The following is a 14,260-nucleotide window of genomic DNA, read 5'->3' as shown; positions in this document are numbered from 1 at the left end:
TTTGATTATTGGTTTAGCCTAATAAGCAATATATCGTACTGACTAAAACTTTCTCGTGCGTTTACATTGATCATCGCTAATACCATATCCAGTGCAGCCCCAAAACTTCCCATACTCTCCCGTTCTTAACTTCATCGGACGACCACAACGGTCACATATAACCATTTCATTTTTGCAACTGCTGTTATTACAGATGCTGTGAGTACGAGTATCAATTGAAGGAGACTCACACTTCTCACACACTCGAGGTTTTGAAGGACAAATTTCGCCACTTGTGCATTTATAAAATTTTCCAAATACTCCTTGATAACTTTTAAAATAACCTTCACTACACACAGGACATTTAAAAATCTTTCTATAATTCGCTTCAAATGTTTTAGATCCTATATGTAATTTATATTTTGGAGAAATTAACTCATTAATAAACTCTGATGGTGCCATTGGATCTGCTAATAAATAACATTTTTTCTTAGCTCTCGTCAAAGCAACATACAAAAGCCTGCGTTCCTCTGAGTGTTCATAGCTATCTAATAATGGTAGTAAGGATTCTACAATAATTTCTTCCTTATTTTTATTTGGAAATCCAGTTTTCCCTTGAAAAAATCCTATCAGAATACAATAGTCAGCTTCCAATCCTTTTGATCCGTGAAATGTCCAATATTTAATCTTGCTCTTAATAGACAATGATTTGATTCTTTCTTTTGTATTATCAAGCAAATATCTATATCTTGCTAAGACTGCAATAGTCCCCTTTGAATCATTTGCAATTATTTTTTCAATTACTTGAAGCACTCTATCCTCTATAGAGGAGTTAGTGCCAACTTTAGTATCAATCAAATAAACAGTAGAATTATCAACTTTCGTATGCGTTGTAACATTTTTTTTATACTGTTCAGGATTTTGCATCACAAAAGTACCAGCAACATCTGCAATACTATTATTATATCTATATGTCTTTTCTAATTTTGATAACGAATAACTTCCAACTAGTTCAGTAAAGCGTGTTGTTAACTCTAATTTTCCACCTGAAAATCGATAAATAGATTGCCAATCATCCCCCACAACAGTAAGAATAGGGCTTTCACCAAAATTAATTAATGCTTTAAGGAGCTCCATACGTGCCATGGAGATGTCCTGAAACTCATCAACCAAAATATGGCGCCATTGAGGTTTATACTTACCTGTCTTAATAAGATCCGTTGCAAGAATAATCATATCATCAAAATCAATTCGATTGTCTGATCGAAGTTTTGCCTTATAAGCACAATGAATTTCATCTAAGAGTCTAGCATAGCTTTGTGCAAAAATAATTTTATTAGTATTAAGTCTTGATAGAATGGCATCAAAATCCAGATTTTCAACTCTGATAGCCTGTAAACATTTAATATAACGCTCAACATTATTCATTAATATACCTGACTCTTCCAATACCTTAAAAATTTCTTCATCAGATTTTTTAACTATTTTTACATTATATTCTAACATAAGCTTTTCGAGTCTATGCTGAAGATTTCCCTCAACCCAATCGTAGTGATAGGTTTCTAAAAGTGTAGTGCCTAATTCTTTGTGAAGTTCTCTCTTACTTTTAATAGTGGTATTATATTGTTTTGCATCAATATCTGGTCTAGTATTACCCTTACGATCCACTCCAAAATGCTCAATGTACAGGTCAGTCCCTTTAATATGAAAATCAGGTCTATAATCAAAACCTATTTCAACTCGTATTTTACTGGTATAGGGTTTTTCATATTCGTAATCAATACTGTTAATAAATAACCAATTAGCAATTAATAACTCCTGATATCCCCTGACGCGCTCTCCTTGTAAGGTTCGATATTCATTATCACGTACATAGGCATCATATTCATGCTTGTTTTTGAAAGAAAATGGGTTGATTGGTTGATAACTTAACTCAATAAATTTGAATAGAAATGTTACATCCAAAGCAATATAAGACTTAATCCAACCCGACAACCATAACTTTAGCTTTAAGGAGTCTTCAGCAAAGTCTGAAATATAAGTTGATATATTGCATTCCCTAAGAATGTTTCTACCTAAGGCGTGAAATGTTGATACAGATGGGCGGCTTTCTACTGTTAAACCACAACCTTTACTTCTAGTAATAAGTCGTTCGTTTAGTTCTGTAGCAGCAGCTTTATTATAGGCTAGAATCAATATTTCAGTATCACACGCAATTTTAGAGTCTATAAGATCAAGGGCTTTTCCAACCATAACGGAAGTTTTGCCAGTACCTGCTGCTGCCAATACAAGATTTAAATCATTATTTCTAATAACAGCGAGTCTTTGCTGCTCTGTTAATGGGTTTGTCTCAACTTTATCGTAAAAACTTTTACGACTCAGAAGCAACTTTTGTTCGAATATGCTTCTGATTTTTTCTTTGTTTACTTCAAGTGGGTAATGATCTTTTAATATTTCAAATTTATCAAAACTTTCTTGCTTAAGTTTTTTATCGCTAGTCGATAAAAGCTTTTTGTGAGAATCCATCAAGTTCTTAATAATATCATCTAATGCCGCAATATTAGAATCTCGTAAATACTCATTGATTGCCACCCTTTCAAAATGATTGAATGATTTATCAATATTTTTCTCAATTACATTAAAAAACAACATTTCAATGGTAGGGATTACTGCCAGCAATTCACTTTTTCTCAAGAAGGGGAATTTATAACTTGAATCGTTTGTTTTGAAATTTAATTCCCCCCCCAAAAGCCCTTTAATAGATGCATTTAAATCAATTATCTCTGAAAAGCTATATTGTTTGGTTATTCCATTTTTGAAAGTTACAAAAATATATTCCTCTGTGATTGAAAGACTATTAATTTTTCCAAAAAATATACTCCAAAAATTTGTAACTATTATTAATTCCATGTTAATTAAGCCTAAATTTTCATTTAAAATATAAAGTTATTACGATTATCAGACCTATGATCCCCCAGAAGATCATTGCACCACTCTTTTCTTCTTTTTGGTTATTCACCTTATTTTTATTTACAATGGGAGGGGATTTACTCAAAGATGGTGATTGGTATATAGGCTGAAGTGCTGTGCTGGTTTTGAATGAAGCTATTCTAACTTTTTTTTCATGAAGTTTATTAGATGTATATAAATATTCTTTTGCTGGTTTTTTCTGCAGGCTTATCAACTTTTGCACGGTCAAGTGGCTTTCTGAGCAATGATCCAATAAATCCTTATAAATTTTTATAAATAATTCAGCTGTTACTAATGCATCACTAAGAGCTCTATGGGCATCACCATGGCGGTTAATATTATGATAGTCAGCTAAGGTTTGTAACTTCTTATCCAGTGTATTCTGATACAGCCTTCGTGATAATAATAGAGTACATATAAAATGATCATCATAATTAATACCACAATACGTAAACTCAGATTTCAAAAAATTCTTATCAAATGCTGCATTATGTGCAACTAATGTTGCGCCCCTAATAAACTCATATAACTTAGGTATAACGTGACTAGCAAGTGGTGCGTTTTTTATCATTTCATTTGTAATACCAGTCAACCGCTGTATATCAAAAGGAATGCTTCGCCCTGTGTTAACTAAGCTTTGAAATTTATCAACTATCTGATTATTTCTAACTAAAACTACCGCAACCTCTGTAATACGATCCCCACGCTGTGCGGAAAGACCTGTAGTTTCAAAATCTATTATTGCAAATAAATTGTTATTCCTTAGATTAGGCATATTAGCACTTCCACCCACAATTTTCTAATCCGATCCTAGTTAAAACAATGATGTGTGTTGAAAAAAATAGGAGGATTTAACTTGATAAATTATACACATTCATTAGAAGTTTACCATCAGCAAGAAACACAAGACATCCTGAAGAATATCTGCTTTAAGGCGTTCGTCAGCATACATACGTTTCAGACGAGCATTTTCAGCTTCTAATTCTTTAAGCCGTGTCATCATTGAAATATATATTTCGCTTTCCATTTATAAAATGTAGCGGAACTCATTCCATGTTCACGGCATAAGTTAGGCACAGGTGTTCCTGATTCAGCTTGTTTTAAAATACTCATGATTAAGCTGTCTGAATATTTAGATGTTTTCATAAAAAATCTCCTTGAACAGGATTATTCGATTTTCTACTTTTAAGTTCAATTATTTTGAGGGGGGATTACCTGCCGATAAAAACGGAGACTTTAACTTAGTAAACTAAACATACTTATTAGGGGGAATCAACATTACTACACATGAATCAGTCAATTTAGATTTACTAAGTGGTATTACGCAAACAATGCTTGTATTTTTAATTACACGTTGGGTTAACTGGGGTAATTTTGAGATTAAGCCTTATCAATTTGGAAAAATGACAGAAACAAGCTCCCCCTACTGATCTAAATTTGTGGGGCTACTCCATAATAAAAAAATAAGGGAGCCAAGGCTCCCACCTTTTATCGGTTTGCCAACTTATTTTCAATCCATTGATGGATTTCATAAGCTGACCAACCAATACGGTTCTGAGTGATTTTCACTTTCTTTGGAAATGTTGGATCATAATACGGTGAAAACTCATCCATCATTTCATAAATCGTTGAACGACCAACACCTGTAAATAAGACAACTTGCTTAATACTAATAATTTGATTCATTTGAAAAGTTTGACCTGTGAACGCATTCATGATGTTTACTCCTGATCATTGATGCGAGCGCTACTGCTCAAATAACCCCAAGGTCTGTAATTTTTTAACCTTTGAGTTCATTCAGTTCACTGCCCTCACACTTCCTTGCAATCCCTGCTGAATATCCTGCACAAACCCATCACCCTGAATGAGCTTAGGCTTAACTTTAGATTTGGACTCAGGTTGTGCTTGTTCAGACTCAGTTACTTCATCTGTATAAAACTCCTCCACCAAATCCCAACCCTCTTCTGAATTCACCTCAAATCGTGCATTACTAAAACACTGCCGAGCCATCTGATCTAAAGCATTTTGATTAAATCCAGTTGCTTTGCTTTGTTGATCAATTTCTTTTGCTGTTTGAATGGCTTGTTGAAGATTGACACCATCTCTGAGCGTTAAGTCCACGTAGTACACAGGTGTTCGATAGCTTTGAGTGGTGGACTTACCTCGTAGCGTCAATTGCAGTGGTAGACATGACAGCAAACCATTCGATGCCGCATGGTAATAAGACAAGCGTGCTGCCAAAGTCCGAATGCTATTAAAGCCAGTCGTTCTAAAAATAAAAGTACCCAATTCATCCGATTCGTCTAAGTTGACATGCAAGCGTCCAAAGGGTTTACAGTTGCCTCCTTGTGCCAATGGACATAAATCAGGTGATGGGCATGGATGTTGCTCAATACCTTGGTTGGTTTGTCTCTGGCAAGTCTCACCATTGCCAATACATACAGGTCGTCCAGTTTGGCGATCAAATAAGGTGTACTCAGCTCTTAGATTAAGCTCAGGATCATTGAAGATCATCCGTACTGGAATTGTTCTGAGTTTTTGATTTTGATTCGGTGCTTTGGCTCGAAGTTGTTCATCCAGTGGATGTTTAATCCAGCCGTCTTTTCCTTGGATTTGGCTGGTAATGGTAAATTGGTCATCCTTTTCAGGGAGTCGTTTACCATTCTTTTCAACAATTTTACCAATGCTGATTCTACCGAGTATGGGTGGTGTAATCGCTAAACCTTTAATCATGGTGTTTCTCTCTTTTGAATAAATTAATGAGACATAAAAAAATCCCATACGCTCTGGCATGGGATTTTTAATTGTTTATTTCGTTTCAAATTACTTAGGCTAAATTTGTTTCAATCATCATGAGTGTAGATGTTGAAGCGCCTAGAACCTTGTTTACTTTGTGGAAATTGATTGAGATATTCAGGGTACTGTTTGAGTAATGCCTTAGTGTCCAAGCTTATTGAATCCTTAGACTTTTTCCACGTCAGTGAGCCTGTTTTAAAGGTTGCTCGTTCAGCCTGTTGCATCTTGGCTTGCAGTTGATGTTTCATCAGATCGAATGTCTCTTGACCAGTTTCAATTTGATGTCGTGCTTGAATCAATTGTTCAAATTGTTGATTGGCTTGTTCATCTTCGGATAGGTCAGTAGTACTGAGTGGCACATGCTCTGGATAAAGCTGTTGCAAGGCTTTAGCTGCTGATTCAGATGCATCAGCATCAGGCGGCGTATCTTTTTCCACACACTCCCAGAAGTGTCGTTCAGCATTGATGATGTGTTGGATCACTGATTCTGAACGAGTCACTTTAAAGATTCGGGTTTCATGCCCACAAATCAGTACACAGATATGCGCTGCTTTCTTACCTGTGACCGCCAGTTGATGTTGTACTTGGCAAAGTACATACAGAGGTACACCATCTCGCCAAAGCTTAGCACCATGTTCTCCTGCGGTTTTACATTCGAGAATTTGTACATCTGCATCACCAACCACCGAGTAATCTAAGTTGGCTAACATAAAGTGTTTATCAGGTTGAGGGTGTTGTAGTACCGCATTGACTCGACGTACTTTGTAGTTGGTATGCATGCTGTAATATTCAGCCACCAACGGCTCTAGGCGTTTACCCCAATAGAGTGGTGCATGTCCTTCACTCTCATCCTCAATGTTTTGTTGAATCCGTCCTGTTTTAATCATCCACAGTTCCAACATCGACATAAAGGGATTGAGTCCACACGCTGCTGCACAGTCACTACTACCAATACCTTGTTTTCTTACTTTAAGCCATTCTTCTTGGCTCATTTGTTTGGTATTGACCAAGCGTTTGGCTGTAAAGAGCTTTGGGGCAATAAATGTTTGAGAAGTTGTTGACGGGATTGATCGAGTAGATTGGGGGGTGATATTGATGTGGTTATTCATAGTTTCATTCCTATTATTGTTAAATTTTGGGCATAAAAAAACCACATCCGAAGATGTGGCTATAAAAGAGAAACTACAGGCGATTTAAGAATAAATCCGTATTGAGTGTCTGCTATTTTTATGCAATTGCAAAGTATTACTTCAACTAAAATTTCATTATTTAGATAGATTGAATAGTTGTTTAAGCAATCATCCTTAAAGCCTGTTCCAAACCGCGTTGTTTTAAGCCTGCGCCTGCACCAAACCATGCTGAATCTAGCCGATGATCCTGACTCATTGCACGACGTTCGTGATCACAAAATTCTGTAATAGAACACAATAAGCCATAAGCTGTATCTTTGGCTGATGAAAGTGTTGCTCCTCGCCCTTGCCCATTAAACATGGTCATGACCTTAGACATTGCTCTTCCGTTCGGTTCGGTTTTATTCGACTCTGCTTGATTGGCAACATTGCGATAGAACTGAATGATGCTTTCATCCTGTTCAGCAATACTTAGACTCGTGTTGTTAAATACGGCATCGAAATAGGCTGCGGCTTCTTGTTGTGTCACTTTTCGTTGACTGAGCTGTTTCATCTCATATATGTGTTCATCCCATGCACGGATTGAAATACCCAATTGCTGTTTAACTTTCTCTGCATCAAACTTAGTGCTATGTGGAACTTTAACCACACCTCGACTTATATCCTGTCCTTTCAGTGCAATGGCTAAGGTGTTATTACATACCACTCGAATGGAAGTAAATTGTGCCGTGGTGGCTAAAGTACCATCACAAGCCGTGGCTAACAGAATATAGCCATTACTGACATCTTTGCCTTTGAGTGCAGTCGTTTGTCCAGTTTTCGCCAAAGCCCAGAATTTCTTACCGCCTTTGAGTACACCTGCTGTTTCAAGTTCAAAGCCAGATTGTTCTGTTAAGTCTTTGTAGAAATGTAGAATCTCGTGAGGTTGCACTTCCTGAAAGCGTTGACTGACCACAGATAATGGCGCATGGGTATCAGAACGATATAAAACCCGCTGTTCTTCAAAAGGCATGATAATACTTTGCCCTCGCTCATTCTGTGCCATATAGCTGACATTTGAGGATTCAATCCTCCAATCCATGCCTGCTTGTTGTGCCCAAACTTCAATAGGTTGATTTTGAGAAAGTTGGTTGCCTAAGCCATGCCAAGGGGTTTCACCGACATAGGCCATTTGTTCAAGTTGATGTGCCATAAGAATTTCCTTTTTAAAATTTGATATTGAAGGATTGTTAATCCAAAATTGGGGCATAAAAAAGGCCTGCTGAGGCAGCAGGCCAAAATGAGAAGTTGTTAAAATGCGTGTGAATGCATTAATTCAATTCACTTTTATGATATATATCTAAAATTTATTTAATTTCTTGTATTTTTCATTTCTAAGTATGGATGACTCACACTTAGAATTATAAATAACTTAAGTATGAACAGGATTGAATTAATATACAAAATACAGCATAACCCTTGGGAATGGAAAATATCCTGTTTATCAAATAGCCTATAAAGTTTATTAAATAATTTCCTTGTAAAAAACTAGGGCAGTTAATCACAAGCTCCTACTTGTTTAGCACCATAGGTTGCCTGACTCACTGTATACCCATCACCCGAGCTTGATGAAAGTTGGTCAATAAGACCTTTACATGAGAATCCTGTCATTTCAAGGTATTGTCTAGCAGATCTTACAGCTTGTTCATTCCAGTCCACATCTAGGCTGTTTACAGCTGCTGTTGCATTAGAGATGCTATATCCTTCTCCATAATCTGACGATAGCTGCTGAATCAACCCTTTACGTGAAAAACCAGTCATACTGAGATACTGCTTTGCAGATCTAACTGCATTGTATTGAGGGCCTGATAAATGAGGAGATTTTTCTGCTGCTCTGGTTTGTTGCAATGCTACTCTTGCAACTTGTGTTTCTGCCTCGGCTGCTGCTACTGCTTCTTGTGCAGCTTCCCGAGCTTCTCGAACTTCTTGTGATTCGGTAGGTAAGGCATTAGATTCGCTAGAAATTGATTTCGTATTATTTTCGCTGATACCTGCAAAAACTCCAATGATTATCAAGCCGACAAAAATCACTCCGAGCCACATAAATAATGTCTTCATACCCTATATCCTCACCATGTCTAAACTATTATTATAAAAAGTAAAATTATGTATGCTCGATGTTATACATTTTTATTTAAACTAATTATTAGTTCACTTTCAAGGCAAAAATAAACTGAGACATTCACACTCATATTTTATTATTAAATAACAAAATCTTAGAAAAATTCACCTCCACGTCAAAACTTGTAGTGCTTCTATAATATTCTTATGTTCTTCATCTCTAATTGTAGAGTTAAACTTTCTAAATCGGTCAATACATGAATAACATATGCCCTAATTTTAAATTTTATAACTATGGATGAACTAAACTTCTGGCTTAGCCAAAATACTTAACCTGTTTGAAATCAAAATTAAATTTACAATACTGACAATTAACCATCGAATATTTAAAGTCATTTGACGTATCCACAACCAAACATTATCATTCGTCTGCTGACCTACATTGTCAGTCGGTTTTAGCAGACCGTTCATCTAGCGCATCAGGGTTTATTCTTCTGAGTATCTTCTATGCGTAAAACCTTCTCGTCCCCCTTTGCGGTAGAACGGGAGGGGGACGCGTCCGCGCGTGCTGGTTCTAGATGTCCAGTCTGCTAACCCCTTTTCGTTCTGCCACCATTATTTAGCAGTAATTTGGTAGAACTTCTAATTACATCTAGGAGTAGTCACCATGACTCAACATTATCTATCTTTACTCTTTTCTCTAGAGCTCTATCGGCTATTGCCCTGCCTTTGGCATAACAGCTAGTTTTTCATTCAACAGACATTCAATCTAAAGACTTATTTGTCCTTGGAATAGGACGCCTTTGTCTTTGCATTTTGTCATGCTGTTGAAATGATCAATTCCAAAATAAGCAATAACAATAAATTAGGGGGGAATGATGAAAATTCAAACTTCAATTTTAATCATTGGTTGTTCACTCATAACACTCGGTTGTGCCAGTAAAGCTGAACGAGAGTTTCTTGGAGGTTGCCAATCTACAGGGATGGAGCGATCCGCCTGCAAATGTGTCTATCAAAAACTAGAGACTAAGTACGGAGAAGAAGGATTTAAAAACAATCTATACACCTTAAGCCAAACTGAAGCCTTTCAAAACGATATGGTTCGAATCAGTTTGCAATGTTTGCGGGAGTAAGCGATGAGAGCTATTGCTGGAATCATCTGTATTGTTGCAGTCATTTGCTTTCTGGGTCTGCCCTTCATCGGCATGATGATTGTTTTTGGTTTGTTTTACTTACTTGCTCAATATGCGTTTGGTGGAAATAAATGAATACATCTATTACTTCTTGGTTAATCCGTTCTTATTTGATTATCGGCTTACTGTTTGCAATTTATCAAAACTTTTGGGGTCAACATAGCTATAAATCATTTGCCTATCACTTAGGGCAAGGCGTGATTTGGCCAGCGGTTATGTTCCCATCTGTGGGTAAATTCATTGGTGGAGTACTTATTCTTGTAATCATCGGTGGCTTAGTCCTTCGGTCTAAATAAATTCCAATCTAAAAATATCTATAGGATCTTCTCATGAAAAAATTCACATTAATGGCATTCATACTGTGCATGTATTCCACATCTCAAGCAGCGCCCAATATCTGGCAAGATAATTTTGCTCAAGGCTTTAGTTTGTATTCCCTCCAAAATGGTCAAAACCAAAAATTGACCATTTCATGCAACAGTGGCGGTGTTTTAAACGTTGATCACTCTGTGGAACTGTCAACGGGAAGTAAAGCGTATGCAAGCTTTAATAAGCAATCATCTTTCAGCTTTATCATTGATGGAAAAGCACTTGAAGTACCCAATGAAACACGATCCAGACTGAATGGAAATGATTGGGATAAACTTATCGCTCATCTAGGAAAAGCCAAAAAAATTGATGTTTTTATTAACAATAAAAAAATGGCTTCGTTCATATCTACAAAAGCCAATAAAGCTTTTGCTAAAGAACTAGTTGAGACTTGTGCTTCGCTATAATTCTCAAATTTTTAATCGTTGCGCTCATTCTATTATTGCTTATATCCATGATCAAAAAAGAAATAGGTATGCCTAGGCTTAAAAACCTAGGTAGCTCCATCTAAGAACGATACTGAGTCATCCATGGCAAAGACCTCAACATTATGAGTCATTACAGCTGCTTATTTATTTCTGTATATGAATGAGTTGCTTATTTTCTTCATGATGGGTGAAACATTTTATTCGTTCTAAATGAGTTTCAACGTGATCTAACTTTATAGAATATCAAAAGGATAATTACATGAAAAATCATCTGCAACTTATCTTCAATGTGATCATTATTATTGCCCTTGCTGGAATAGCTTATCTTGTATGGGATCAATCTAAACAAAACAAACAGGAAAATAATACACCAGCAAATATTAATCCTGCTCAATCACAAGTCTCTCAACCTGAAGCAAGTCAACTATCTACTCCGGAGACTAATCTCTCTATTACAGCAGCTGAAATACAACATTCAAAAACAGCCAATACACAGTCAGATTCTCAATCCATCCCAGTCGTTGAAAGTTGTGGTGCTAACGAATACAGTGTGGATTGTTATAACGATTCTGTCCCACGTTTATACTTTATGTACAGTATGAATTTGGATAAGCCTACCTTGATTGAATCCATAAGTTTAGGTAAACCTATTGGGTTCCCAGATATGCTGATTAATGAAGTTAAAATAACAGCTAAAGATGGTCATTCATGTGAAGTAGATACATGGAGTCTAGATGGTGAAACTTTAACTGATATGGGGCTAAATGTTTCACTGATGCCCTGTCCAGAAAAACAGGTCAAACATGTTGATATAAAAATTAATGGAAAGTTTTACCGATTCGTTTAATTTTTCAGACAAAAAAATTAAAATTTCTACTAAAATAAACCAATGCATTTCAACACATCAGTTTATTTTTGCTTATCTTTTTCAATAGTTTTTACTTTAGAAAATAACCAAAGCTCAAAAACATACAATAGATCTCTTGCGAAAGAAGGTCATTTAGACTTTAAATAATATCTTACAAATCAAAGGTCATAATTGACCAAATTTTGACTAACGCAAGAGCTCTCATAATCTTGATAGCTAAAATCCAAATGCACCTGACCATGTTGAACATCCAGATAACAACATAATATTTCCATATAAAATAATAAGACAACTATATTTTTTCATTTCATCTCCAACATAAATTTCAATTTTTTAGATTCAACAGTAATTATGACCTCTTAACAAATAGGTGCTTTAGTCATTAAGTTATGCTTTATAAAGCAAAGGGAATACCTCATCAAATTTGAACTAAAGCAAGAGGACTATTTTATTAAAAATACTACCAGTCTTCTAAATTAGTTTTAATCACAAAAAACTAATTACAATCATATTTACATACTAAATTTAAATACTAACAAATATTTTCCATTATTTTTGCAATTGAAAAAATGGTACTTCTATGCACATTTTTATCATCATAACTTGCTGCATGATCTAAACCACGCATTACAAACACCTGCTTCAAATTCCTTTTTTCAACATCTGCGCCTGACTCGCCACAAACAGTTCCATCTCCAGGTGAAGTAGGCATTATTCTAATATTAAATGTAACTAAATTACCTTCTGTATCTTCGATTGTTCTAAAACTATCTCTCTCAAACAAGTGTCCAAAACCATCATGTGCTTTAGCCGTAACTACAATTGGTTCCAGCGTTATTGTTCTTGCAATGTCTTCATCAGTTGGAGGTGGTGAAATTTCAATTTGTGATTCATCTTCAATTTCTTCTTTTTCTGCTCCATGCTTTGCATAACCTCGATATTCAATCAGATCCTCTGCTGTATCTATTGGTAGACTTTGCTCCGTGCTCCATAGGACTTCATTATAAGCAAGATGCTCCTCATCTCGCCCATAGTGTGCATAAGTATTCTGATGGTAACTGTCTGATATTTTGATATGAAAATCTTGTACCTTTTTTACATTTATTAAGTAAAAATCAGCTATTCCGATTCCATTTTCTTGATCTATTTGGGCATTTAAAATACCTGCTGGATCTAAAAACTGTTCATTAATCATACTCCACCAAGTGTCTGTACGTGTATAGATTTCTCCATAAGGGTCTTCTTTAGGTAAACGGGCAGTGACCACTTGACCATTACGATTTCTCGCGCTTAAAGTGAGCCATGCTTTAGACTGTTGACCTTGCTGATCTTTATGTTGTAAAAAATTAGCGAATGGTAATAATTGTAAAGCGCCTGGAGAATTGGCTAAAACAGGCATAAGTCGTTCAGATGTTGCCCCAAAAACCTCTCTACTCTTGTTTGCTATATAACTAGCTAACATTCCATCAACGACTTCTCCTCCCTCCCAACCTCTAACAATTCGTTGATAAACTGTAGGAGCGCCACTAGCAGGCATTACACCATGCATCACACCCAAGATATCGTCTTTAACAGAATCATTTTGAATCAAAGCCCGCGTAACTAAGCCCCCCATAGAGTGGGTAACAATTATAAATTTTTTAAACTCTTGATTTGGAAATTCTTTCTTAATTTGTGGTTTTACAAAGCGATTCATCATCTCTGCTACATATCTTGCAGATTGATCATTATCTTGTAACCAATTATAGCCAATTGCAAAAATAGGAAAACTATAGTTGGCTAACTTACCGTGTAATTCTTTAGTTAAAAGTTCAATATCTTTTTTAAGAGGCCCCCAATCTTCTATTATATCTTCAAGCTTACTTTTATCACTTTTACCAAACCATGACTTTGATTTAGTTGCGACTATTTTTTTCCACTCTTTAGTTCCTGAAAAAAAATCAGGATCTTTTAAATCTTTAGCGCTGGGAGTACCTTTTACTATTTCTTGATTTAAATATGTTTCCATATAAATTAGTATTTTAGAATACCCTTTCCACCATACAGAGCCCCAACCTCTATTTAATGCTTTTGTTCTATCAAAGCCTTTAATATCCTCTATATCATCCTCATCGATAAAACCATCTTGTCCAACTATAGTAGTTTCAGGATTTAACTCTCTTTGTCTTGTTCTCGCATCACGTTGCTCTCCAGCAGTAGAGGCATCTAATCCTTCTTTAGTAGTATTTGGGGGATACCACACATGTTGTCCAGTATTTTTGTCTTTAATATTCGATCCCATAATTCCAGGAATAAAAATTATCGGAATAACATACTCTGCAGGTAAAGTTACTTTACATAAGGTTTCTGTCTTAGTTGGTGTTGTTTGAGAAACAAACTTCTCATTGTTTTCAGTATTATACGGATCATGTTCAAAGCTCATTTTTC

At 35.8% G+C, this 14,260-nt stretch carries 13 protein-coding genes and 1 pseudogene; 5 read left to right on the top strand and 9 right to left on the bottom strand.

The annotated features are described in order from the left end of the window. Positions 1-42: 42 nt before the first annotated feature. From CQZ96_RS18030 to CQZ96_RS17995, 8 genes and pseudogenes are all read right to left on the bottom strand, one after another. Positions 43-2,889, bottom strand: a complete 2,847-nt coding sequence (locus CQZ96_RS18030; RefSeq protein WP_218619750.1) for a UvrD-helicase domain-containing protein — start codon at positions 2,887-2,889, stop codon at positions 43-45. A 19-nt stretch (positions 2,890-2,908) separates the two neighbouring features. After that, a complete protein-coding gene (locus tag CQZ96_RS18025) occupies positions 2,909-3,742 on the bottom strand; it encodes a PolC-type DNA polymerase III (RefSeq protein WP_146113226.1) in 834 nt (277 codons plus the stop codon). Positions 3,743-3,853: 111 nt separating this feature from the next. Beyond that, positions 3,854-4,095, bottom strand: a pseudogene (locus tag CQZ96_RS18020) (transposase); the annotation flags it as partial. Between the two features lie 342 nt (positions 4,096-4,437). Then, entirely contained in the window at positions 4,438-4,665 is a 228-nt protein-coding gene (locus tag CQZ96_RS18015; RefSeq protein ID WP_105714663.1) for a helix-turn-helix transcriptional regulator, read from the bottom strand. An 81-nt stretch (positions 4,666-4,746) separates the two neighbouring features. After that, positions 4,747-5,682, bottom strand: coding sequence for a hydrolase or metal-binding protein (locus CQZ96_RS18010; protein ID WP_105714696.1), 936 nt, complete (start codon positions 5,680-5,682; stop codon positions 4,747-4,749). 110 nt (positions 5,683-5,792) lie between these two features. After that, the gene (locus tag CQZ96_RS18005) at positions 5,793-6,854 is read right to left on the bottom strand and encodes a YqaJ viral recombinase family protein (RefSeq protein WP_228722733.1); all 1,062 of its coding nucleotides are present in this window, start codon (positions 6,852-6,854) and stop codon (positions 5,793-5,795) included. Between the two features lie 181 nt (positions 6,855-7,035). Beyond that, entirely contained in the window at positions 7,036-8,067 is a 1,032-nt protein-coding gene (locus CQZ96_RS18000; RefSeq protein ID WP_105714664.1) for a DUF932 domain-containing protein, read from the bottom strand. 344 nt (positions 8,068-8,411) lie between these two features. Continuing rightward, the gene (locus CQZ96_RS17995) at positions 8,412-8,972 is read right to left on the bottom strand and encodes an Ltp family lipoprotein (protein ID WP_105714665.1); all 561 of its coding nucleotides are present in this window, start codon (positions 8,970-8,972) and stop codon (positions 8,412-8,414) included. A gap of 881 nt (positions 8,973-9,853) precedes the next feature. On the opposite strand from CQZ96_RS17995, the gene CQZ96_RS17990 reads away from it, so the two are divergent. From CQZ96_RS17990 to CQZ96_RS17975, 5 genes are all read left to right on the top strand, one after another. Beyond that, positions 9,854-10,108, top strand: coding sequence for a hypothetical protein (locus CQZ96_RS17990; RefSeq protein ID WP_105714666.1), 255 nt, complete (start codon positions 9,854-9,856; stop codon positions 10,106-10,108). A gap of 3 nt (positions 10,109-10,111) precedes the next feature. Continuing rightward, on the top strand, positions 10,112-10,243 hold the full coding sequence (locus CQZ96_RS21825; protein WP_257790575.1) for a hypothetical protein: 132 nt from the start codon (positions 10,112-10,114) through the stop codon (positions 10,241-10,243). Beyond that, complete coding sequence (locus CQZ96_RS17985; RefSeq protein ID WP_100885856.1) at positions 10,240-10,464, top strand: hypothetical protein; 225 nt, start codon at positions 10,240-10,242, stop codon at positions 10,462-10,464. The genes CQZ96_RS21825 and CQZ96_RS17985 overlap by 4 nt, the downstream gene beginning before the upstream one ends. A gap of 33 nt (positions 10,465-10,497) precedes the next feature. Further along, positions 10,498-10,944 (top strand): hypothetical protein, encoded by a 447-nt coding sequence (locus tag CQZ96_RS17980; RefSeq protein ID WP_146113227.1) that lies wholly within the window; start codon positions 10,498-10,500, stop codon positions 10,942-10,944. 280 nt (positions 10,945-11,224) lie between these two features. After that, complete coding sequence (locus CQZ96_RS17975; RefSeq protein WP_105714668.1) at positions 11,225-11,812, top strand: hypothetical protein; 588 nt, start codon at positions 11,225-11,227, stop codon at positions 11,810-11,812. A gap of 553 nt (positions 11,813-12,365) precedes the next feature. Here the strand turns inward: CQZ96_RS17975 and CQZ96_RS17970 are convergent. Next, entirely contained in the window at positions 12,366-14,255 is a 1,890-nt protein-coding gene (locus CQZ96_RS17970; RefSeq protein ID WP_105714669.1) for an esterase/lipase family protein, read from the bottom strand. Positions 14,256-14,260 lie beyond the last annotated feature (5 nt).

It is taken from the genome of Acinetobacter sp. MYb10, from assembly GCF_002980175.2.
GTDB classification, from domain to species: domain Bacteria; phylum Pseudomonadota; class Gammaproteobacteria; order Pseudomonadales; family Moraxellaceae; genus Acinetobacter; species Acinetobacter guillouiae.
The sequence above is the reverse complement of the archived record's forward strand: the minus strand, read 5'-3'. Positions and strand labels throughout refer to the sequence as shown.

Excerpts from the sequence above, each read along its gene's own strand:
- CQZ96_RS18030 (WP_218619750.1), bottom strand. The coding sequence starts at position 2,889 with ATGGAATTAATAATAGTTACAAATTTTTGGAGTATATTTTTTGGAAAA.
- CQZ96_RS17985 (WP_100885856.1), top strand. The coding sequence starts at position 10,240 with ATGAATACATCTATTACTTCTTGGTTAATCCGTTCTTATTTGATTATC.
- CQZ96_RS21825 (WP_257790575.1), top strand. The coding sequence starts at position 10,112 with ATGAGAGCTATTGCTGGAATCATCTGTATTGTTGCAGTCATTTGCTTT.
- CQZ96_RS17970 (WP_105714669.1), bottom strand. The coding sequence starts at position 14,255 with ATGAGCTTTGAACATGATCCGTATAATACTGAAAACAATGAGAAGTTT.
- CQZ96_RS17980 (WP_146113227.1), top strand. The coding sequence starts at position 10,498 with ATGAAAAAATTCACATTAATGGCATTCATACTGTGCATGTATTCCACA.
- CQZ96_RS17995 (WP_105714665.1), bottom strand. The coding sequence starts at position 8,972 with ATGAAGACATTATTTATGTGGCTCGGAGTGATTTTTGTCGGCTTGATA.
- CQZ96_RS17975 (WP_105714668.1), top strand. The coding sequence starts at position 11,225 with ATGAAAAATCATCTGCAACTTATCTTCAATGTGATCATTATTATTGCC.
- CQZ96_RS18015 (WP_105714663.1), bottom strand. The coding sequence starts at position 4,665 with ATGAATGCGTTCACAGGTCAAACTTTTCAAATGAATCAAATTATTAGT.
- CQZ96_RS18000 (WP_105714664.1), bottom strand. The coding sequence starts at position 8,067 with ATGGCACATCAACTTGAACAAATGGCCTATGTCGGTGAAACCCCTTGG.
- CQZ96_RS18010 (WP_105714696.1), bottom strand. The coding sequence starts at position 5,682 with ATGATTAAAGGTTTAGCGATTACACCACCCATACTCGGTAGAATCAGC.
- CQZ96_RS18005 (WP_228722733.1), bottom strand. The coding sequence starts at position 6,854 with ATGAATAACCACATCAATATCACCCCCCAATCTACTCGATCAATCCCG.
- CQZ96_RS17990 (WP_105714666.1), top strand. The coding sequence starts at position 9,854 with ATGAAAATTCAAACTTCAATTTTAATCATTGGTTGTTCACTCATAACA.